The following is a 20,087-nucleotide window of genomic DNA, read 5'->3' as shown; positions in this document are numbered from 1 at the left end:
CCGTCGGGAAACGGGTTTTTAGTGGTGCACCATCAAGGACTCGAACCTTGGACCCACTGATTAAGAGTCTATCTGAAACACTCCAACATGGCTATTCTGACTCGTTTTGGCCTGTTTTCTTTCATGTCTTTCTCACCAAAGTGCCCGTTTTATGGCTTAAAAGTGAGAAGGCCAACTGACAGCCATTAGTCAGATTTTGCTGAGGGATGTCACTTTTCACCGTTACGGTGATTATCTATAATGTTTTGTATTTTCTCTTGTTCTTTAGCACAATCAGGCATAGGGATTCCGAGTCTCATGCATGCCTTATATACTGTGTACGCATTAAGTTTTTCAAACGGAGGGTATATCGTAAACCGTTTGCCGGTCTCATCTTTAATAACATCCACCACCCCAGCGTATGGCTCTGAGAAGGCCTCGATCCTGCATCCATGGGCTTTAACCCAGTCTTGGAAATCTGCCCACTTGATTCTGTATGATGGTGATTCCTGATCTGCACCCATCAGATTGACCCAAACTGTAATTTATACTCCCTCGATTCAATTCCGGGCGTATGTGGTTTATCCATCTTCCTTCTCGAAAAAGAAGCAGCGATGGCTGTTGTGAGATTTTGCACGGCATCTTTTTGTGTCGTTCCCTCTGCTATAACATCTGGGAACTGTTCGGAATAGGCCGTGAATCCACCCAATTCCGTGTCTTTTACAAAATAAACAATGAAAGGTACCGTCTTCATAACAATCAATCTCCTGTGGTTGGTTGACGAATATAGACCCATTCCGGCTAAATAGTCAATATCAACCAGAGTAAGGACAATCTATAGTTGATGCCAATCACTGGATCATAAACAGAACAGTTCCCTGAATCTTTTGGTAATCAGTCACATAAGCAGATAAGCCATCTGATTGTTTCAACAAAAGCACCACATTGTTTGCATGTCTGACCGCTCTAACCGGGACGTAGGTTCCGGCTCCGGCTGGCTGAAGATACAGGTCACCCAGAATGATACCTGCTGTTGAAATGTTCTCCGGAAAACTCAGCTTGATCCCAGCAGACCATGTGGTAGTGGTCTCATCCCATTCTATGTTAAATGCCGCAATCACTATTTTCCCGATCCGGATGTAACTGCAAACCCTGGAAGAATAGTTCATGGTTGTTCCAGACCCTCCTTCTCCCTCAACTGTCGGAATAAACGATGAACTTTGAAAGTAGGAATCGAGAGCCAGCCCATCAGCAGCAAACTTGATCCCCTGAGCAAATAATTTGAGTGCAGATATAGTTTCTTCTGTGTTAAGGCTGACCTTCCCTTTAACCAGTCCGTATGTGGCAGCATGATCATCCTCTGTTGGGGATGGGATTTTAATCGTTCCGTCTGCGTTAATCCTGGCTTTCAATACACCATCCAACAGGAAATCAAAAAACGGGTGGTAGGTATCGCTGCCGGTGTGATTCAGGGTATAGAGCGCTACCGGGTCTCCTCCCTCGTTTTCCCGGTTGTCGGTTACGGTATCTACCCCGGTTTTTGACAGTTTCCCGTCCAGCTGTCCTTTGTTTACAGCATCGCCTGATGCTGTTCCGCTTCCCAAATTCTGAATCTTTTTACCACCCTTATCGGTGTGGGCACCAGTTAGAATGCCAGACAGATAGGTGTCAAAATTGTGTGCCATGGCAGATTGAGCAACTGTCAGTTTGGATGGCGTTACGTCAATCGTCCAGACTCCTCCGCCGTCCTTGGTGATTTCCCCGACTTTGATCTTTCTGCCGGTTGGCGAAACGGATCCGGCCGAGGTAGTGATGGTTAGTCCGTCCATCTCGACAAACCGGTAGTGAGTTGAAAGTGTAGGTTGTGGGCCGGAAGGTGAAAACTCACCACCAATCTCAACATAGACACCAGACAGGTTTAATCCGTGGACCGCTGTCAGGACCAGGCGATTGTTCCCGGAATCCACCGATTGAATCTGGTAGGCGGTCCCTCCGTACATGATTCTCATACCGGCTTCATATACCCTGGTAAGGTCCCCTCCTGTGAAGTTTACGTTGGCCGTTCCGTTCTGGAAGGTGGCCGGGAATGGATACAGATAGTTGACAGCGTGCTCAACGAAAACAGTGTGGGTGCCGGTCGCCAGTCCACTAACATCCAGTTTTGCGTTCTGGTCCATGATCAGTCCAGCAATCCACTTTGCCATGGATGCGGCCCCGGATACCGGGCGGACTTTGACCTGTTTCCAGAGTTCTTCTGCGGTTTCCAATAGCAAGTTGGCCGTCCGGATATACAGAATTCCACCGCTGATTTCCAGCGTTGGTGCCTCATAAACAATTGCACCGGACGTGACACCGGTTGGTCTCACCTGGACTCCGGTTGTCATGTACTGGTTTCTCAGCAAGTTATCCAAACCGGACTGTCTGATATCCTCCGACACCTGCAGGACAAGGCCAGAGCCTTTGATTTTGAAGTTAGATGTGTTGAGTGGGTTTAGGTTTCTTCTCATTTTATGGGGCCTTTGAAAGGGTCAGGTAGACCGGACAAACATATTTATTGATAAACGCCAGAATCTGATCGTCCGGGATAAACCGGCCGCCGGCTTCTGTATTATTGGTATAGGTGGCTGTGAACGTATAATCCTCGCTCATGTAAATGGGGTCAGAAGGAGGATAAAGCTCGTTGACAAAATACCTGCTCGGAGAATAACTGACTGTTGCATCTTCATCATTTGTCAGTAGTTTGATTGTGTTCTCAATGCCTGTTATGGTGCCGTAATCCCGTACAATATCCTTCCAGACCATGGCCCGGTACTGATTGGCATCCGGCTTCTCTCCGGGAAGATCGTCATATCCATAGTAGTTGATTGCCGTCATGAGAGTTTCTGCCCACGGCAGAATCAGGGGGAACTGGCCTCGTTCTTTGAGTAGCACCTTCAGATGGCTGTCGTTAAAGATGCCGAATTCAGCGACCTTCCGCGTTGCCTCGGCCGTCCGATAATGCTCCTTTGCAACCGCGTAATAGATCGACTCCTGAACGGAGTACGGGTAATCGGTTGACAGCAGAAATTCCCGCAACTCTGATTCGCTGACGGTCTCTGAGATAATGGTTACCCCATTGATATACAGAGATTGTTTGTCGTTGGCCATGTATTTATGACCGAGCGATAGGTTTGCCACACTGAGCGATGGTGGGATAGTCAGGCTGGTCTGTACGTTATTGCTCATTTTGACCTGCTGGGTTGAGTCCTCTGTCAGCACCCACAGGAAACGACCTGATGTCCGATAATACTGAAAGGCCAATCCATAGAACTTGCCGGTATCAATTGCTGGATGGGTCCCCTCAAGCTGAAACTGTTCAGATAGTTCATTCTGCATCTCGATCCGGATTTTTCCAGTCTGTCCATTGTATCCTAATCGGATATAACTTTCCGGGCTTCCTGCATCGGTTCCTTCCCAGACAATATGGAAAGTACTGTCTGTGTTGTCGAATGCCCTGATATTAAACCAGGTGACGACCGAGAACGATGGTTGGTCGAGTATGTCTTCTACCAAAAATGTAAAGTTCGGTTTTGTCCTGTTTGTACGGAGGAAGGTTGGCGCAAACGTCAACTGACAGAAAATGGCAGAGTCAATCCACATATTCTGATTGGCAGTACCCGTTTTGATTTTTGGTGTGACAGTAACCGGGCTGGCAGTGAAGAACGTGACTGTAATTTGCTGGAAGACGTTATTTGTCTCTACGGATCCACTGGTCACAAGGACAGACGAGTCAGATACTTTAATAATTCTGATCAGGTCGGCAATGGTCTGTGTGTTGGCTGTCTTTACAAACACTGAGAATGTGTGGGTTCCTGCACCGAGCGCAATTGTATTGGTTGGTTCAATTGTATTGTCTGTGTTTGCAGCATCGGTATGGCGAAGGGACCCGGCACCTTTCTGAATGTGAGCCGGGTTGGTCTCATGGAAAAGCCTGCCGGACAGAACACCACCACCGGATGATTTACACTGCCAGCCGGTGATGTTTTCGTGGAAACTCCCATTGGCTCCATTCTGACTCAGCAGATCGGTAAACTCAGACTCAACCAGGAAAGACTTCTTTCCCCTAAGCAGGTTGGATGACAAATAGACATTCTCGCTACCTGTTCTCCACAGGTTTTCCGTAATGTCGATCTGGTCGGTCTCGGAGAGTTTCGGAAGTTCATCTGTGTGTACCTCGCGGATGCCGCGATCTGCCTGAAGAAAGAACACCGGCTTCATATCCATAAAGGGGATGAACCGGGTTACCGGCATTCGCCTGAGTATGTTCCTGATATTTCTCATGGGTTGGATGCAGAAATCAGACTGAGGTTGATTGTTTGGCTGGTCAGGTCGTCAATGAGTTTAACCGAACCAATCCTGCATATTGAATTAAATGCAGGATCCACCCGAGATGACCCGTTAAGCAGGACAGAATTTAATTGGAGATCCAAAGCAAGCCCTGTCTCCTGTATAGCCTTCACAACAGAATCATCATAGACCGGCTGCCCGAACGTCAACCGACCGGGATTGATATACAGGTCGGCCATTCGGTCGATAATGGCAATGTAGGTGTCCATCAGGGTTGGGCTTGGTGTGAATTTTCCCCGGAATTCGACTGCAATGTCAGTATAGGTGACGTTCTGCGTTGAACAGGCGAATGATACCGTATTCTGGCTGGCCTGGAAGAATGCAGGTATCTTGCTGACGATATAATCGTTGATTGCGGTCAGTTCGTTGGCCGTATAGAGGCACCCACTCCTGTTGCAGACAAAGACGGATATGCCAACACCATACGTCCACTGAACAAGAGCTTTCTGAATCGTGTCGTTGGCCTCAATAGCAATATTTTCGAAAAATGAGTTGGTGTAGGTTGCTCTAAGCAGATTCATCCCGATCAAACGTGACCGGAGTTCCGAGTCAGATTCAGTGTCCTCTCCACCTGTTGTTGGTGCCGGATTGAAAACGGTTAAGGCTGCATTTGGAGTAACGGTTATCGTGTTGGCCGATGCCCGGGTCTTACTGCCAGTCCCTTCGCTTTCTACCCATACCCAATGACCAAAACTGATACTACCATCGGCTCCTTCCAGACTGGGATTGCCTAAGCCTGGAAAATACAGTTCGTTTGGATTCGGAGAACCCGGGACCGCCGGATTTGTGCTTCCGATGGTAATTCCGTTCTTTGAAACATACTTCTCACCGGTTGTGGCGTGATAAAATGCAGTCCCAGCTGGAACCTGAACCCCTGTCGGACCTTGAACAATTACCAATGCCGTTGATTTTGCCGGTCCTCTCCGGCTGGTTCCATAAATCTCCACCGCAAGCGTATCCAGATCATCTCCGGATGCAGTCACCAGGCTGGATGCACGTTTTACTCGGGCAAGTTCCAATTCCTGATCGGCCAATGCCTGTGATATGGATTGGAAAATATTTCGGACAATCCCGTCATCTCCGAAATAAGTCACCTGTTCGTTCAGGGCAGAGAATGTCCGGATCATTCGGGCGGTTATGGCTTCTGGCTCTCTCATAGTGATGGATAGCTTTCAATAAAGGTGACTGACGGCGCTTCCAGTTCTGGTGGTGGCGGCAGGATGTATTCCCGCGCCGGATCGTCAAAAAAGTTGTCAGTAGCGGTCGATGATTTATTTACGGCCTTGGTAATCGGAATGGCATCTACCTCTACCCTGGCACCATTAAACCGGATGTCTGAAATCTCCAATATCCTCGCATCAGCCATGACCGTTCTGTCGATGGCAATTGCATTCATTGAATCCCTGACTTCGGCCGGGCTGCTGACAACCGTCCGGAGTAAACCGAATTGTTTGTTATATGGCAGGTTTCCGATTTCTGTTCGTAACCGATGAGCAATTCCCTGTTGCAGGTTTGTATAACCGGAATACGTGTCCAGATCGTATAACGGGTCTTCCTCTGTTCCCACATTTCTCCGGTTAAACGTCCGCGTGATGTCTGTTCCCAGCAGTTCCTCCCCTCCGGACTCGGTGAATGTCGGAACCTTTTCAAACTGTTCGGTTACAATACCTGATACCGGGACAGGGACCCGAACCGAAGATGAAGCGTAAAAGGCATCCAATCCTCCGTTGATATTGATCAGGTCTTCTACATTGGCATTAAACTTCCTCGCCACCTCTCTCGGCGTTTCCCCCGGATTTCTGGAATACTCAGTGATGGTCTTTATGCCGTTTGTCCCTTTTTTCTGAACACGGCCAACAATCGTCATATCGTAAACGGAGCGTTCGAGTTGCCAAAGACTGGCAACCGCTTCATAAACCGGTTCTTCCATAAAATCAAGATCGTCCGGATCCGCCGGATACCTCAGTGACAGTTCATATCTTGAACTCGCAATCAGGTTCAGAACCTTCTGTTGCTGTTCTGTCATCTTATGGTCTCCGATGAAAAAACGCTGGCGCTGGCGAGGAAATCACTAAACGGATTGTTCTGAATCAGGTTTCCAGATATTTCCGATGCCTGCTCATTCATCTCGTTTATCAGCACAAGGGCCTCTGTCGTGAGCATCGCGAATGCGCTTATTGCCCGAACGGCATCATTACCGATCAGAATATCCACTGCGGCGTTTGCGGTTTCTGCTGCATCTGCCAGCAACCGCTGGGCAGACAGGAGAACGGTCAACATGACATCCTCCTGCTTTGCGGTTATAATTTCGCCGGATTCAATGAGACTCAATTGATAGACGGTTGAATACGGATTCCTGCTGGCAGACCTGCCGAGCATCATACTTGCCGGATAAACCTGAAAATATCGTTTGTTGATAAAATCATAAAAATTGAGATAGAAGGTCAGGTTATCCTGATTTTCCTTCTGCTGACTTGCCTTAGAGTACCGGCTGTTTACCTGGTCGAGGCGGGAAACAATGATATCCTCGATTGCATCCACTCTGGCCGGACCGGTCGTGTACTTCGTGCCGGTCCACAATGCCATCATCCCCATATTTCCGTTTATGGAAACCTGAGTTGGTTGCTTTGTGTAACTGTCATTGTAAAACCGGGTTCCGATTTTACTGATCACGTCCCGGCCGGAAAAGGTGTAACTGATATCGGTTGGCAACCTCTGAAACAGAAAAATGGCATCCTCCCGGGTTTCTCCGGTAATCCCGTTGGATTCAACCAACTGCAGAACAATGTAGTTCAGGCTGGGGATGGAAAACAGTGCCACTTATTCGAATACCTTCTTCAGTTCGTCCTCTATATCCTGAATCACTGTCAGATCAGATGTGTTGGTTATCGGGCCTCCCTGTGTCCCCGGAGGACTCTGAAATCCCTTCACGTATGTAGTCAGTCTCTCAGCGATTGCCAGTAGCGTGTCCTTCATGGATTCCGCGTCTGCTTTAAATATGGTTTTGTGAATGGTTAGTTTTCCGACTGAAATAGCAACACCACTCTGGTCGGCTGTAACCGTAAGTCCGGATGTCCGGATCGTCACTTTGTCTGGTTGCCGGGTGACTTCCACAAAGGTATCCGGGCCGTCTCTCTCAAGATCGATCGACTCTGGGCTGGTGTTCGCCTGGAAGTCATATCCTTCCGGCCATGCACGAATAGACCGGATAGGACCGAGAATCAGAATCTTGTACTTCTCCCCATCGAGATAAGTCCATGCGTAACGCTGGTACCTTTCTTCCTCTGTCCGAGTGTAAGCGATAATCCGGTTTTTTCCGTACCGCTCTGGTGATGCTGGTTCGAGAATGCTGATTTGTTGCAGGTTAAACCAGAGATCCAACTGGTCTGCCTGGAAGCCGATCAGTTTTCCATGCTCGTCCTTCATGAAATACCCGGTGTATTTCCCATGGTTTTCATTTCTGTTATCTGGATAGTAGGTGTTCATACTGGCGCAAAATCCTCCCACATTTCGCGAAGGGATCCGGTGAAAGCCTTAACCACCTGCTGAACATCACTGGTCACGGTCAGCACCTCCCCTGCGATTGCCTTATTGCCGGTCTCCATCCAGAACGCCTTTACCATTTCCGGGTCATGGCCTCTGATAAATGAAAATGAGTACATGGAGGCGCCCCCGTGATTCCAATGATAGGTCTTCCCGGAAATCATGACCTGAATCGGATTTCCTGCTGCACTCCGTATGTGCATGAGCTTTACCCGGTCGCCGGTATTAATCGGTGATCGTTCCGGGTCCGGCTTGAACGAGAAACTTCCCTCGTAATAAAACGGATAGGCGTAATAGGAATAAAGTAAATTCCGCTTCTGGAACTGGATGGAATTGTACTGTGATGGAACTGTTTCTTTTTTTGTCGTTCCGGTTTTGCTGGCCGGGATCATCTCATCCTGCTCTGCCTTTCCCGTAAGAGCAATGGAATTGATAATTGTTTGACGGAGACGGATTCCATACCGGCGGATCATCGGGATGTTGTAAATATTTTTCAGGATATAATCCTTTGCCGGGGCGGTTGCATCTGTGGCTGCCCGTGTTGTGTGAATTGTGAACAGTTCACTGTCATTCACCCGGACCCTCTCCCCCGGAACCGAATCCCGGTCAACGGTATGGAAAGCTCCCGGTTCATCCCAATACCGGCTCAGAGCAATTTCCTGTGTTGTTTTTCCTACGGCATCCAATGTATTACCGGGTGATTGAATGGTACTATACTGAGTCCCCCCAAAACGAAACATGATAGCCTTCCGGAGTTCTGGGTTTCGGTATTCGTATGGGAATGGTTTGATAATGAAGGTGGGTTTTCCGTCAATCATCGTCTCATACTGGGCATACAGGCTGGGTTCCACCAGTGAATCGATCATTGATTTCGGACTGCCTTGGAAGGAATAAAAGTCTGGCCTGACAAATGTATCTCCCGGGTAATCCTTCACCCATACCTGCAGTTTATCCCGGAGCTTCACCCCGCCGGCTGATTGACTTTTCCCGAGGCTCATGTTTTGCAGAGTGCTGGTGGTCTCGATTGCGTATGTGACCAGATCAGAGAGACTATTCCATGCCGTTTCGCCGGTGGCAGCCTTTGCAAGCCACTCAGTGATTACCTCTAACTCAGGGTATTGCTTCAGCTGTTCAATCATCTGAGGTTCTGTGAAAAAGAACCGGGTCTCCCTGCTGAGTATCGCGCTCATCAGACTGATTGCAGTAAGAGTGGACCTTCTGTTGTTCCCGTTTTGCCGGTCGTAATCATAGTCGGAGAGAAAGCCCACAAAATCGTATTGATTTCGGTTTTTGCTGTCCGGCTTGACGATCATGATCAGGCCTGAGTATGGTTCAAACAGTGTCTGGTGTTCTGACGGAAACGAGGCTGATTGTTTCTGCGCGGACCCGGCAATCAGTTTGGTTGCATGCGCTTTGACCGTTATTGTCGCGGTCATTTCCTTTCGGATTCCCTCGTCAATGCGGAGCGATTCAACAAACGGAGAAAGGTCAACCGCGTTCGATTGGTCCCCGGTTGTTGAAAACCGGTAGAAAATGACTGACGGTTGTCCCTTAATTGTTGTTGTCATTGCTCATTTTTCCTAACTTTCTGTAAATCGAAAGGATGTTTATGGATACCAGAGTCTGTCCCCACTGCTTTAAAAAAGACCTTGACGCAAGAGCAAGCCGGTGCCATCACTGCGGCGGGTCAATCTATAAGAAAACACCATTTCTTGTGATTGGATGGTTGTCAGCTGTTCTGTTTCTCATATTTTTTGTCTCATTTATCGCTAACGATAGTATTCCATTGTTAACCATTGCAGCTGTCTTTGCTTTTTCCGCAATGATCAGTTTTAATGTTGTAAACAAGAGTTCCTAATTTCCGCCACTCGTATATTTACCAGGGACGGTAATCTGATAACTGCCCTTATTTGCTGGTTGAACTACATTTTCATTGTCTGCAGTAACATTTGCCACCACCCCGTTGATCATGGTTCTCATTCCGTTTAGGGCTTTTCTCATCTCCTCAAAATATTTAACAAGTCCGTCCTTGCTCCCAATCAGAATGTCATTAATAAGTTCTGATTCCTCAATAGCCTTCTTCCGAATAAATTCTGCGGCCTCTTTACCGGTGCGCAAATCAATGTTTTGTAGTCTCGCCCGGTCTCTCTCTGCCTGGGTTGTGTATGTTACTCCATCAGCTCTTGTGTCGTCTGATGACATTCCGTAGTCTTTAAGTGCCTCAAGATTGCCTGATGAGATGAACCCGGAGACTTTGCTCAACCAATTATTGTCTTTTGAACCTGTCAGGTTCTGAATTGCAAGCCTGATTTGGGTTTCGTCCCCTCCGTATAACCGTCTGAGGGTAGTAGCGACATCCTTCAGATTTTCTGGGTTATACCCCTGATTTACCCTTTTGAGAAATCCTGCGTAATCTGTTTCGGTGCCCAAACCATACGCCTGTGCCAGAATTGCGAAATGTGCTGGGTTGCTGAGACTTCCTGTTAATTGGTCAAGCTGACCCATGGACTGTCCGGCAAAAGCAAGTGGATTTGAATAGATGGAACCCGCTCCGAAGATTGGATTCAGATTATTTAGCCTCGAGAGGATAGCATTGCCAATCCCCTGCCCTGAGTATCCCATCTGGGAAACGGATCCTGCCTGGCCGGTCAACCATCCTGCCAGTTCTGCTTTCTGTGAACCGGTGGTCAGGCCCGCTTGTCTGGCAAGGTTATCTATATTGCTGGTTCCGATATCAAACCCGAAACGTCCAGAACCCATCAGGGTTGCGACCTCCATGAGGTCCATGCCGTTTGCTTTGGCATAGTTTAACATGGAATCGAACCGGTCATCCGAATACCCATAGACACCAGAGAACTTTGCTTTCATCGCAACTATGTCTGCATCAGATAAACCCAGACTCTCGTAGCTTTTCTTTTCGGAGAGACTTTCCGCTCCGACTCGTCTCCATGCCCTCATTGCAGAAACCGAATAATTATCGAATGCCTGCGATGAACGGTTGATTGTTGGGTCCACAGCGTTGATGAACTTCTGTTTATTAACATTATCAATATTAAGAAACGTTGCCAATTGACCACCAAGTGTTGCGCCAATAGCACCACCGGCTGCTACTCCGAATAGCCCCCCACCAGAAGCAAACCCAATGCCTCCACCAATCACTGTCCCAAGGAAACCAAGGGCCGTGCTTAATTTATTCATCTCATAACTCATTTGGGCGTTATAGTGACTCATAGCGGTTGTCCCCCATGCGGTCTCATGTTGAGCGTAAAGGCTCAACCCTGTGCCTAACGCACCCAAACCAGATGAAGCAAGATATCGGACCAATCCTGCATTCATACCACCTTTTCCACCGTCCTCCATTGGTGGAACCAATCCACCGGTTGCATCTTTTGTGTTCAGGTAGGTGTCTCTCGCCTGGTTCATGATCGTGTCAGCAATCGCGCTTCCACCTTCCTGACCAAATGCAGTATTGAGTAATTGCCTTCGTGCTTCTACGATCTTCTTTGATTCTTCGAACTGCTCTCGGTATATCCGGTCGAGGGCCGACTTCATTTTTTCCTGAAGTTTGACCGATTCGGGAGATGTTTTGTCGGTCAGGCGGTCCCATTCCCGGTACAGAAGATTGTAATCTTCGAAGTGCTTGTTCCCCTTAATGCTTCCCAGAGAAAAAGCGTCCATGGCGGACTGGTAGGCTTCAAGTCCGATGTTTGCGCGGTTTGCCTGACCCTGGATTCCGTTCGGTCCACTGGCGGCGGCCTGCAGGATTGATTCAACCGGTCCGCCGGTTCCCAGGTTTCCTGCTGCTGAAACCCGGTTAATTTCCTGAATGAGTGAATCGGAATTACCTGGTTCAAGATCGACCCGGACTTTTACGCCGATTGTTGATTGACTATCCATTCCGGACCTCGAATTTTGGTTGGGGTTCTTCCTCTGATGGGGAGTTCAGGAAAGCGGATAACGCTGCCATGCCCGATTCCCGTTGTTCTCTGATATACGCTTCCTCTCCGATCAGGTCACGCCTGATCAGGTCAAGCGTCCCGTCTTTTGACAGGTCATACAGGTCATTATACCAATCGTATAGTTCCTCATTTGCATCCTCAAGCAGGTCCATAATGGTTGCGTTCTGGACGCGGGGATCCGTTGGAGGGAGACTGTACTTTTTTCTGAATCTCGCTAAAAGACTCTTCTCGTACTGCCTGGATCTGGCAACAAATTCTATGTCGCCGTGGAATTGCGCTGGTGCGGTATAATCAAGAACCCGCGACCGTTGTTTCAGGCTTGCGAGAAAAGGGCCTGCGGGAGACCTCGTAGGCTCCCCAGAGATCGGCAAATTGTGAAGGGGTTAGATCGGTAACGGGTACCGGTGTGTTGATCGCCATTGCTGTCAGCATCGCCAGATTATCCAGATTGCTCAATCGGGTGTTGAGTTCAATCATTAATGGTGAGAATTGAGGATGGTAGGTCATCGCAACAAGGCCGGCATATTCCCGCGATTCTTCTTCAGTCAATGGTTCCAGTAATTGCTTGTCATAGAACCTGGAAAGTTTTCCGGTGATTTCGTTGTACTTTTCGTCACCGTACCGTGACCGGTTAATATCATTGATCTGCATCTTGATCTGAGCGAGACGATTTGACAGATCCTGGTACGTCTCATCAGGAATGTAGGACCGGCGGACCTGATCTACTCTCAGGTGGTCCGCCATTGTCGGATATGCCTTAAACCGGAAGTGACCTACTCCCGGCAGTTCAACGGTGATTTCTTCTTTCATGGTGCCCTTCTGTGTAATGAAAGATTAGCTGGCGATGGTAAATGGTGCGTCTGGTGAAGCAGCACCATACTTGGCCTTATATTCAGCGGCTGTCAATCTCTCGCGATAAACGACCGAACCATTCCGATAAACAGTTCCACCCTGCCCGGAGTATTGCGCTCCCTGATTGGTGATATGAACGCCGATGAAACAGTGGGTGACAGCCCCAGCGAATTTCTCGTTATCCCCTTCAACGACAAAGGCAATCATTTCCGGCCGGTTCTTAGCCGATGGCAGGTCGTTGTTGGAGCCGAACGTCTCCCATGTCTGAAAACTGGCCTGGCCGAGTCCCATTGCACCTTTTACAACCTCGTTGATCTGCTCACGGTTCAGTTCGGGGATAGGTTCGACTGCATACTGTTCATTCCAACTGAAATTGATCATCCTGCCGAGGATAACGACTGGCGCTCCGGCCCCGAATGTACTGGCATCGATCAGCAGAACTTTCTTCGCGGTTCCGCTCTTCGCCTGATTATACTCTTTGGCGTCCTTAATATTGACTTGTGGTTTATCGGCCATGGGAACCCTCTTAGGCTATAATGTTCGTGACCAGTTCGATGAAGTCATCTGCGCTCGGGAAATGAACGTCCCAGGCGACTCTCCATCCGTTTTCGGTCTTGGTGATAGATGATACCGTGGTCTCTTCGGTGACTTTTCCGAGATCGACCTTGGTGTTACGGAAGGCAACGGCACGACCGGAGATCAGACTGAGAGTCAGATTATCTGCACCATGAAGGTCCTCAAAATTCAGCCTTGCATCCGCATTCCATTCATCTGCCAGCTGACGCTGCATGATGAGGTATGTGGCTTTTTCCTGAGCGTTCCAGTTCCGGTTCTGATCCTGATAGGTATTCACCCCTTGGGTAACGCGAAAACCATCGGCTTTGCTCTGACAGAATAGAACCCCAGCGGAAAGCCAGCGTTCGGCTTCGAGTTTGTTGCTCGTTCCGAAGAGCTTTTCAACCTGAACAGCATCCATATTGTCATTGGTCAGGTTGTGGGTAGTATCGGCTGCCAGAACTTCCCCGAGTGCCCGAGGCGCCAGAGAGAGCGCTGCAGAAAGACCGTCAAGTCCGTGTCCGGCCAGAATGATATCCTGCGATGCAAGGGCCTTTGCGCGGGCAATCGGATGAGTGGATGCGGACTCTGCCTGGTTGTGATCACCCAATGCAACACCGGTCCATACCTGAATTGGCCATCCGTCTGCCCTCATGTTTGCTGCCATGGTTTTCAAATACCCATGGTGAGTGGCCGAGGTGCTTTTAATCAGAAGGTGCCGGATTTTCAGGCGGCTTGCTGCATAGTATGCCTCCGCCAGTCCAAAAAATTCATCGGTAAACGTCAACCAATCCGCATCTACCAAAGCCGTATTGGTGGCAGGTGTAGCTCCCGTGATCGATGCAACATGCTTTTCAGCGAAGGCAACCGGAGCGGTTGTGGCACCTGTTTCGATTTCTGCAGTAAATATCCGGCTGTTGGTGTTAATCCAGTTCGTAAACTGTTCAAGGGTCATCGTATCAAATGATGCCTTTTCCTGACTGGACAGATCCTTGTCGAAAATGAAACTGAAATTGGCTGTGCTGTACGCTGCACCAATTGCAGCAGTCAATGTGACTGTGTTGTTGACGGAATCAACGGATTCAATGGTGATGGAAGCAGGAGTGCCTGTTCCGGACTTAGACAGGAACATGGTTTTTCCCGGATAAAGCCCGTCCACGTTTGTCAACTTCAGGACTTTTGCGCCACTCGCGGCATCCGCGACCAGACGTTTGATCAAATGTGGCGGTGTAATCGTGACGGTTTTCACATTACCAACTGCAGTGATAGCCATGTAAATGGCATTGGTTGGAATTCCGCCCAGCTTACTGGTCAGAGTCACAACATCATTCGGCGTTGGGGTTGCATCATCTACCAGCGTGAATGACACTTTTGTCACCTTTCCCATTCCCAGGATCAGGACCGGGCTGGTGGTCTTCTTTCTCATCTGCCGGAATTGAGTAATCATATCCCCTTCAGAATAAACCCGTGCAGCTTCAGATGGGGATGAGAATGCAGGAATCATTTCAATGATGTCATCCGGGGTCGCGGAATAAACCGGTCCCATGAAATGTTCTCCGACAATCGCTGCAATGTTAAAATTAGAAAATACGGGAGTACCGGATTCCTGCACCTTGGTTGTCACGTAGGTGCCTGGGAGCTTTACCAGTTTTCCGTCAATTAAGATTCCGCCCATGGGGGACTCCAGTTTATGTTCAATGGGTGAAGATATTCCGTCATTTGGTCAGTGTTTATGCTTATCAGATCAGATTTATCCGGTTCATCAGGGCAGTGATCTTTGTAATTGTGTCGTCACTCGGGGTGTTGTTGATAAGAAACCTGTGAGCGAACTCCCATTGCTGTCCACCGCTCACCCCATAGTCAGTCCCTCGGAAAAATCTCCACAGAGAACTCGCGTCAAGGATGGTACCCGTCCAATAGCTTTTTGTAAGAGGGGTCACTCCGCCGGTCCTCATGACGTTCATGGTGACTCCATTTACAACCAAATAAGATTGCGTGTCATGAGCAACAAACATGAACCAGAATCGGTTAGCAGACGGAACATTCGGGCGGCCAGAGTTCCCATCGCAAAGCAGGGCCACGCACCCATCAACATTAAACTGTATTTTTCCGCTCACTACGCTTGCCGTAATTCCGGCTCCATATCCAGAATCTTTTCCGACAATAGCCAGCGTGCTCAGGTCGTTTGGAACATTTCTGAGGCTGGCACCAAAACAGATAAAATCTCTTTTTGCTATTGCTTTCGGGATCTGATAGGTGGAACCCCCGGCATTATTGTCCCCCTGCACATAAATATTTCCCTGGGGTCCATAGGCCCTTTTTCGTGGGTGACCGTCAATTACGTTTATCCAATTATTTGTTGCTGTATCATCATAATAAAGAGTGCTTTTTGAAGCTCCTGCATTATTTGCTTGCCCAGATGTCGCTCCCGTTGAATAATAGATACACCCCGGTATGCTGGCAATCGAAAACCCTGCGTTATGCAGGTGTAAATCTTGGTACTCAAATTCTGCCGGTTCGTAACCGGATGCGCCGGAAATCATTCGTTTAATGATATACCCATATCCGTATTCCGTTCCAACAAACAGAATATCCATCGACTGTCCATCAGAGCCGGAAACCTCGGTAATCAGATCGGAATCCGCACCGAGTTCAGCACCATTTGTTTTGAGTGATTTTGAATGAATCTTTGCTGGTCTTGCGTAAGCAGGATCCGCAAAGTAGGGTCCGAGATAGATGTGTTTTTCTGACTGTGACAGGTTATTGAATTCCGCTATTGTTGTCGCAGCCCCATCCGTCATGTCAGTTACAATGGCATTCATCGCTGCTTCTGAGATATCTCCGAAGTAGCAAACATGGAAATTGACGGATTCCAGTACTCCTGCGCCATTGCATTCTATTACGACTCGTTCCATTTTACACCTCTGTCCATGGGATGGACGAAATTGAACCAATTGCTCTCCGGTAAATCACCACAAGAAATTGCCCGGCAGAAAGAATATCTGCCATCGATGTGATTTCTGCGGATGAACCGGTTGCTGTTAATCTTAATTTGTGTGGGGACCCGGACTTATCAATCCTGCATTGATAGGACCCGTCAAGCGCTGTTGTCTGATCGAGCGCTTTCATCTTCCAGTATGTCGGGCTGGTGGGGAAATACGATGGGTAGTTATCCTCGGACGGAGGCGTACCGCTTGTCTTGTAGACCGTAAATGCCTCTGTGATGTTGTTTCCGGAAAACTCAGCGTTCGAAGCAAGGGACAGGCCGGATGAGTAAGTGTCATCCAGATCAAAAATCTCAACTGCGTGCCTGCGACCGACATAGGTATGAAGAAATGATGGTCTGTCGAGAGCGATGGATTCAAATATCCGTTGATTGGTCCGCCCGTTTACCCGTTCAAACATGGCTTTCGGCAATCGCTTCTGGGAGGTTACTGGCTGTGGCATTATCCCGGAAATCCTGTAAAATTGGTGATTACTCCACTGGTAAGAAGAAACCAGTCTGCGTATGGTTCATCGAGTGTTACGCCAGCTGGCATGATGACGCTTTCCATGGCAAATTTTGGATCCACTGTTGGGTCCCCGGTGGTGGTCACCCCGTCATTCTGTGTTATCTGCAGGCGGTACCCGCTTGTGTCTGTTGGGAATGTGGTTGCCAATCCCAGATCGGAGATTGATCCTTCATCTTCCTGATTCCGGATATAAACCTCAGCAAGGAATGAACCCGGTGTCTCATTCAATTCCCATAGTTTTAACTGGACATCCCCTCTCATATAGAAGAAAAGTTCTGAGGAGTATTTAAGCGTGCCGGTTGGTGTTCCTGGATTGCTTGGCCATGGGAAAGTGATTCGGAACTGGCCGGTCGATGGAACACTGGTAATAAATCCGACCAGATTATAGGCTGCAATGGAGAGCCCGGTTACCACTATCGGGTGCCCTACCTGACGACCGTGATTAACCTTATTTACAGTAAGCGTCACATTTCCGGATGAGTATGAAACGCTGTAACTGTCGGCCTGTGCATCCTTCACGTTATGCCTGGAAATAAGTTCAATCGCCGTATCAAGAATGGTCAGGTCCATCGGTGTTGACGGATAGTAAACCAGACCAGAGTAGTAACTGTTGACCTTCGAGTCTAATCCGATTACTCTTGGGGTGACCTTATAGATGCTCTTAAACTGGCGCGGTTTTACCCAGTAGTTCTGCGCCTCTGACAGTGCATATTTCTGAATGCGGAGGGCATCACTGACCGTTACCGGGTCGGTGATGTTGATTTGAACACCATCACCCAAAATGTTTTCACTCCGGCTTTCCAGATAATCATAACCCTGCTGAAACAGTGCTTCCTTCGCCTGATCGGTTGAAATATCAATCACTGCATCAATATCAAAGTCCTTCCGGTAAACAATGGCATCTACCGGTATTCCTGCATTCGGGTCATCAATAAGAATCGTTCTGCTCATGAGAAACTGGACTCCTGTTCAATGATGCCCGGATGAACATCCGGATTAGTGAGTGTAATCTGCATCTGCACCTGAAGCATGACGTTCATGAACCCGATATATTCAATCCCCCCACTCTCCTCGCGGATCTCCTCCATGTCGCCGCCAACACTCATTCTGACAGACGTGATACCGTTATCTCGTTTCTGCAGGTACTGAATAATGTGAAGCCGGACAAGTTTCATCAACCGGGTAACAATGTCCCGTCTTGTTGCCTCCGGGCACCGCCACTCTATCCGGAAGACATCGGAATCCATAAAAGTCTTAACCCGGTTCGGCCCTTCATCGTAATCCTGATTATCCATCAGGGTATCAATGTTGTCTCCGTTAATCCGGCTTACCTGGTAAATAGTAGTATTGGCCTTGACCTGCGTTTTCGGGTAAGACGTGACGATTTCAAAATCTTTGCCCTCCTTCAGGGCATATCCAGCCTTCATGGGTGCCTGTCCGATAGCAAACCGGAGGGCAGAAACGACCTCTGCCTTCGGATCAATCTTCGGGAATTCGACTCCGTTTTCTGGTGTCCCACTGACACTGAGTCCGGTCCCAAATGTCCACCCGGCACCTTCTGTTCCCACAAACAGGTGATAGTGATAAGTATCCCCGTTGTTCAGTTGTTCAATGTCAATGAACCTCGGGACCAAATGAACAAGACGGTCAAAATACCGAAGGTCCTTGCGTTTGGTAGGCTCATTCCATGAATCCAATACCAATTGTTCATAAGTCCCGTTGCCAATAGCTGTTTGGGCTGCCGTTATTTCACCGTTGGTGATGGCAGACCCTTTCTTCCTCATGACAAACAAGAAATCATGCTCTCCACCCTCTGCGCTGTAAGTGACGTTCAGTTCTAACTCACCACCGAAGGTATTTGCATAAATGGTTAGGGTTGTGACGTTAATTGGCACTGATCGACCTCAGTATTTCCTGCAGATCATGACGGATGGCTCCCTGAATCATTCCGTCAATCCGGTTTTTGTTTTTATCCAGCACCCCTTTGAGTACGTTCATTCCCGGTCTGGCTTTCTGTATCCATGGTGAACTGCCAGGTTTCTCGCTCATTGTCCGGAACGTCAGGTATGTTGAATTCTGAACCCCGCCGGTTTTCGTGTGTCCGAACCGGTACAGGTTATTCAGGTGCCTTTCCTGTGATTCCAACCGGCCACCCCATGTATAAACATACCGGCGGACGGACGGTACGGGCTTTCCCGCGGAGTTGAACCCTGTATCTCTTTGTTGGACGGCTTCTGCATACCCACTGGCTCCCTGCTGGCTCCCTTCCATTCGCTTACCAGTGATAAACGATGGGGTAAGTTTCTTTGCTTGCTTATAAACACCGGCCGCCTGCAGGCTCTTGGCTGAATGTTTCATCGGTATAATCAGGTACCGATACCCGGCTTTTGAAACCCGTACCTTCAGGCTGGTTGCAAGGAAATGGGCTTTCATGTCCCAATCGGTTGCGGTTCCTTCTTCCACCCGTAATGCCCGCTTATCGTATGGGCTGGCAACGTATGTTTCTGCCTGGATGATGTTATCTCCTGCCTCGACCGGTGTACGGACAATTGCCGGCACATACCAGCTGGCGTGCTGTGGGGCTTTTAACCGAACCGCGCCACCCCACTCATCCCGGATGAGTTCAACGGCCTGATCAACGGCTTCCGTTGTTCTCGGAGAATTACCAGTAAGCGACTGAATTCCAGCCGCTACCCGGTTAATCGCCGGAGCAATTTCACCGAAATCAAAACGAAGGACTGGCCGGTATCCACTCATGGTTTGAACCGTTTGACACCTTTCCCTGTATCAATATGAACCCAGTTCGGGGTATTGGTTTCCATCCGGAATGGCCAGACTTTATCGAGCTTCCGCCTGGTCTGCTCTGCGCTGGCTCCTTCTTCGTCAAAATCAACGGCTTTCCCGGCAAAGTGATAACTGCGCGTTGCCGGTTTCAGTCCGATGGATCTCATCCACTGTGCGTATGCCTGATTCCTGTAAAAGACACCTTCCTGATTTTCCCGGATGATTGCTTTCCCATTCAGGAAAAGATTGATTGATTCCATTTGAGCCATGGTTTCAATGCAATTTTTCAGAACGTCTTCAGCTGAATACTCAGTCTTATAGATGTCAGTAAATGGCTCAATAATGAGCATTCCGTTCTTTGTGGGGCCGGTGTAAGCCTTGTTGACTCCCAGCATGTCCCACACGGTGAACTTTCCACCTTTGATAACTATTGCCTTCGGGTCGTCATAGATGTTTTCCAGCGTCCAATTCTTTGCTGGTTCCCATGTGTCTCCCCGGAATGTTCTGATCGTCATTT

20 protein-coding genes are annotated in these 20,087 nt (G+C 48.6%); all 20 read right to left on the bottom strand.

The window, feature by feature from the left end:
* Positions 1-209: 209 nt before the first annotated feature.
* The 20 genes from HUU10_04570 to HUU10_04475 all read right to left on the bottom strand — a co-directional run bounded on the left by HUU10_04570 (position 210) and on the right by HUU10_04475 (position 20,085).
* Positions 210-503, bottom strand: a complete 294-nt coding sequence (locus HUU10_04570; GenBank protein NUQ80865.1) for a hypothetical protein — start codon at positions 501-503, stop codon at positions 210-212.
* Positions 503-733, bottom strand: coding sequence for a hypothetical protein (locus HUU10_04565; GenBank protein NUQ80864.1), 231 nt, complete (start codon positions 731-733; stop codon positions 503-505). The genes HUU10_04570 and HUU10_04565 overlap by 1 nt, the downstream gene beginning before the upstream one ends.
* Positions 734-830: 97 nt before the next feature.
* Positions 831-2,345 carry a hypothetical protein gene (locus HUU10_04560; protein ID NUQ80863.1) on the bottom strand — a complete coding sequence of 505 codons (1,515 nt, stop codon included), beginning with the start codon at positions 2,343-2,345 and terminating at the stop codon, positions 831-833.
* Positions 2,346-2,487: 142 nt separating this feature from the next.
* Positions 2,488-4,269, bottom strand: a complete 1,782-nt coding sequence (locus HUU10_04555; GenBank protein NUQ80862.1) for a hypothetical protein — start codon at positions 4,267-4,269, stop codon at positions 2,488-2,490.
* A 26-nt stretch (positions 4,270-4,295) separates the two neighbouring features.
* Positions 4,296-5,522: a hypothetical protein gene (locus tag HUU10_04550; protein ID NUQ80861.1), complete on the bottom strand. Its 1,227-nt coding sequence runs from the start codon at positions 5,520-5,522 to the stop codon at positions 4,296-4,298.
* The gene (locus HUU10_04545; protein NUQ80860.1) at positions 5,519-6,391 is read right to left on the bottom strand and encodes a hypothetical protein; all 873 of its coding nucleotides are present in this window, start codon (positions 6,389-6,391) and stop codon (positions 5,519-5,521) included. The genes HUU10_04550 and HUU10_04545 overlap by 4 nt, the downstream gene beginning before the upstream one ends.
* Positions 6,388-7,185: a hypothetical protein gene (locus HUU10_04540; GenBank protein NUQ80859.1), complete on the bottom strand. Its 798-nt coding sequence runs from the start codon at positions 7,183-7,185 to the stop codon at positions 6,388-6,390. The genes HUU10_04545 and HUU10_04540 overlap by 4 nt, the downstream gene beginning before the upstream one ends.
* Positions 7,186-7,851 carry a hypothetical protein gene (locus tag HUU10_04535; GenBank protein NUQ80858.1) on the bottom strand — a complete coding sequence of 222 codons (666 nt, stop codon included), beginning with the start codon at positions 7,849-7,851 and terminating at the stop codon, positions 7,186-7,188. It lies immediately after the preceding gene.
* On the bottom strand, positions 7,848-9,476 hold the full coding sequence (locus HUU10_04530) for a hypothetical protein (protein ID NUQ80857.1): 1,629 nt from the start codon (positions 9,474-9,476) through the stop codon (positions 7,848-7,850). The genes HUU10_04535 and HUU10_04530 overlap by 4 nt, the downstream gene beginning before the upstream one ends.
* 286 nt (positions 9,477-9,762) lie before the next feature.
* Positions 9,763-11,586 carry a hypothetical protein gene (locus tag HUU10_04525; GenBank protein ID NUQ80856.1) on the bottom strand — a complete coding sequence of 608 codons (1,824 nt, stop codon included), beginning with the start codon at positions 11,584-11,586 and terminating at the stop codon, positions 9,763-9,765.
* Positions 11,587-11,797: 211 nt separating this feature from the next.
* Entirely contained in the window at positions 11,798-12,019 is a 222-nt protein-coding gene (locus HUU10_04520) for a hypothetical protein (protein ID NUQ80855.1), read from the bottom strand.
* Positions 12,020-12,158: 139 nt separating this feature from the next.
* Positions 12,159-12,677, bottom strand: coding sequence for a hypothetical protein (locus tag HUU10_04515; protein NUQ80854.1), 519 nt, complete (start codon positions 12,675-12,677; stop codon positions 12,159-12,161).
* 24 nt (positions 12,678-12,701) lie between these two features.
* Complete coding sequence (locus HUU10_04510; GenBank protein ID NUQ80853.1) at positions 12,702-13,235, bottom strand: hypothetical protein; 534 nt, start codon at positions 13,233-13,235, stop codon at positions 12,702-12,704.
* Positions 13,236-13,245: 10 nt separating this feature from the next.
* Positions 13,246-14,949, bottom strand: coding sequence for a hypothetical protein (locus tag HUU10_04505; GenBank protein ID NUQ80852.1), 1,704 nt, complete (start codon positions 14,947-14,949; stop codon positions 13,246-13,248).
* Positions 14,950-15,013: 64 nt separating this feature from the next.
* Positions 15,014-16,189: a hypothetical protein gene (locus tag HUU10_04500; protein ID NUQ80851.1), complete on the bottom strand. Its 1,176-nt coding sequence runs from the start codon at positions 16,187-16,189 to the stop codon at positions 15,014-15,016.
* A 1-nt stretch (position 16,190) separates the two neighbouring features.
* Positions 16,191-16,721 (bottom strand): hypothetical protein, encoded by a 531-nt coding sequence (locus HUU10_04495; protein NUQ80850.1) that lies wholly within the window; start codon positions 16,719-16,721, stop codon positions 16,191-16,193.
* On the bottom strand, positions 16,721-17,737 hold the full coding sequence (locus HUU10_04490) for a hypothetical protein (protein ID NUQ80849.1): 1,017 nt from the start codon (positions 17,735-17,737) through the stop codon (positions 16,721-16,723). The genes HUU10_04495 and HUU10_04490 overlap by 1 nt, the downstream gene beginning before the upstream one ends.
* Complete coding sequence (locus HUU10_04485) at positions 17,734-18,681, bottom strand: hypothetical protein (protein ID NUQ80848.1); 948 nt, start codon at positions 18,679-18,681, stop codon at positions 17,734-17,736. The genes HUU10_04490 and HUU10_04485 overlap by 4 nt, the downstream gene beginning before the upstream one ends.
* The gene (locus HUU10_04480) at positions 18,671-19,543 is read right to left on the bottom strand and encodes a hypothetical protein (GenBank protein NUQ80847.1); all 873 of its coding nucleotides are present in this window, start codon (positions 19,541-19,543) and stop codon (positions 18,671-18,673) included. The genes HUU10_04485 and HUU10_04480 overlap by 11 nt, the downstream gene beginning before the upstream one ends.
* Positions 19,540-20,085, bottom strand: a complete 546-nt coding sequence (locus HUU10_04475; GenBank protein ID NUQ80846.1) for a hypothetical protein — start codon at positions 20,083-20,085, stop codon at positions 19,540-19,542. Before HUU10_04475 ends, HUU10_04480 begins: the two co-directional genes overlap by 4 nt.
* Between the last annotated feature and the right edge of the window lie 2 nt (positions 20,086-20,087).

It is taken from the genome of Bacteroidota bacterium (assembly GCA_013360915.1).
Classification (GTDB): Bacteria; Bacteroidota; JABWAT01; order JABWAT01; family JABWAT01; genus JABWAT01.
This window is presented reverse-complemented; position numbering and strand designations above follow the sequence as displayed.

Coding starts and splice junctions, on each gene's coding strand:
- HUU10_04570 (NUQ80865.1), bottom strand. CDS start 503: ATGGGTGCAGATCAGGAATCACCATCATACAGAATCAAGTGGGCAGAT.
- HUU10_04565 (NUQ80864.1), bottom strand. CDS start 733: ATGAAGACGGTACCTTTCATTGTTTATTTTGTAAAAGACACGGAATTG.
- HUU10_04555 (NUQ80862.1), bottom strand. CDS start 4,269: ATGCCGGTAACCCGGTTCATCCCCTTTATGGATATGAAGCCGGTGTTC.
- HUU10_04550 (NUQ80861.1), bottom strand. CDS start 5,522: ATGAGAGAGCCAGAAGCCATAACCGCCCGAATGATCCGGACATTCTCT.
- HUU10_04545 (NUQ80860.1), bottom strand. CDS start 6,391: ATGACAGAACAGCAACAGAAGGTTCTGAACCTGATTGCGAGTTCAAGA.
- HUU10_04535 (NUQ80858.1), bottom strand. CDS start 7,851: ATGAACACCTACTATCCAGATAACAGAAATGAAAACCATGGGAAATAC.
- HUU10_04530 (NUQ80857.1), bottom strand. CDS start 9,476: ATGACAACAACAATTAAGGGACAACCGTCAGTCATTTTCTACCGGTTT.
- HUU10_04525 (NUQ80856.1), bottom strand. CDS start 11,586: ATGGACGCTTTTTCTCTGGGAAGCATTAAGGGGAACAAGCACTTCGAA.
- HUU10_04520 (NUQ80855.1), bottom strand. CDS start 12,019: ATGGACCTGCTTGAGGATGCAAATGAGGAACTATACGATTGGTATAAT.
- HUU10_04515 (NUQ80854.1), bottom strand. CDS start 12,677: ATGAAAGAAGAAATCACCGTTGAACTGCCGGGAGTAGGTCACTTCCGG.
- HUU10_04510 (NUQ80853.1), bottom strand. CDS start 13,235: ATGGCCGATAAACCACAAGTCAATATTAAGGACGCCAAAGAGTATAAT.
- HUU10_04505 (NUQ80852.1), bottom strand. CDS start 14,949: ATGGGCGGAATCTTAATTGACGGAAAACTGGTAAAGCTCCCAGGCACC.
- HUU10_04500 (NUQ80851.1), bottom strand. CDS start 16,189: ATGGAACGAGTCGTAATAGAATGCAATGGCGCAGGAGTACTGGAATCC.
- HUU10_04495 (NUQ80850.1), bottom strand. CDS start 16,721: ATGCCACAGCCAGTAACCTCCCAGAAGCGATTGCCGAAAGCCATGTTT.
- HUU10_04490 (NUQ80849.1), bottom strand. CDS start 17,737: ATGAGCAGAACGATTCTTATTGATGACCCGAATGCAGGAATACCGGTA.
- HUU10_04480 (NUQ80847.1), bottom strand. CDS start 19,543: ATGAGTGGATACCGGCCAGTCCTTCGTTTTGATTTCGGTGAAATTGCT.
- HUU10_04475 (NUQ80846.1), bottom strand. CDS start 20,085: ATGACGATCAGAACATTCCGGGGAGACACATGGGAACCAGCAAAGAAT.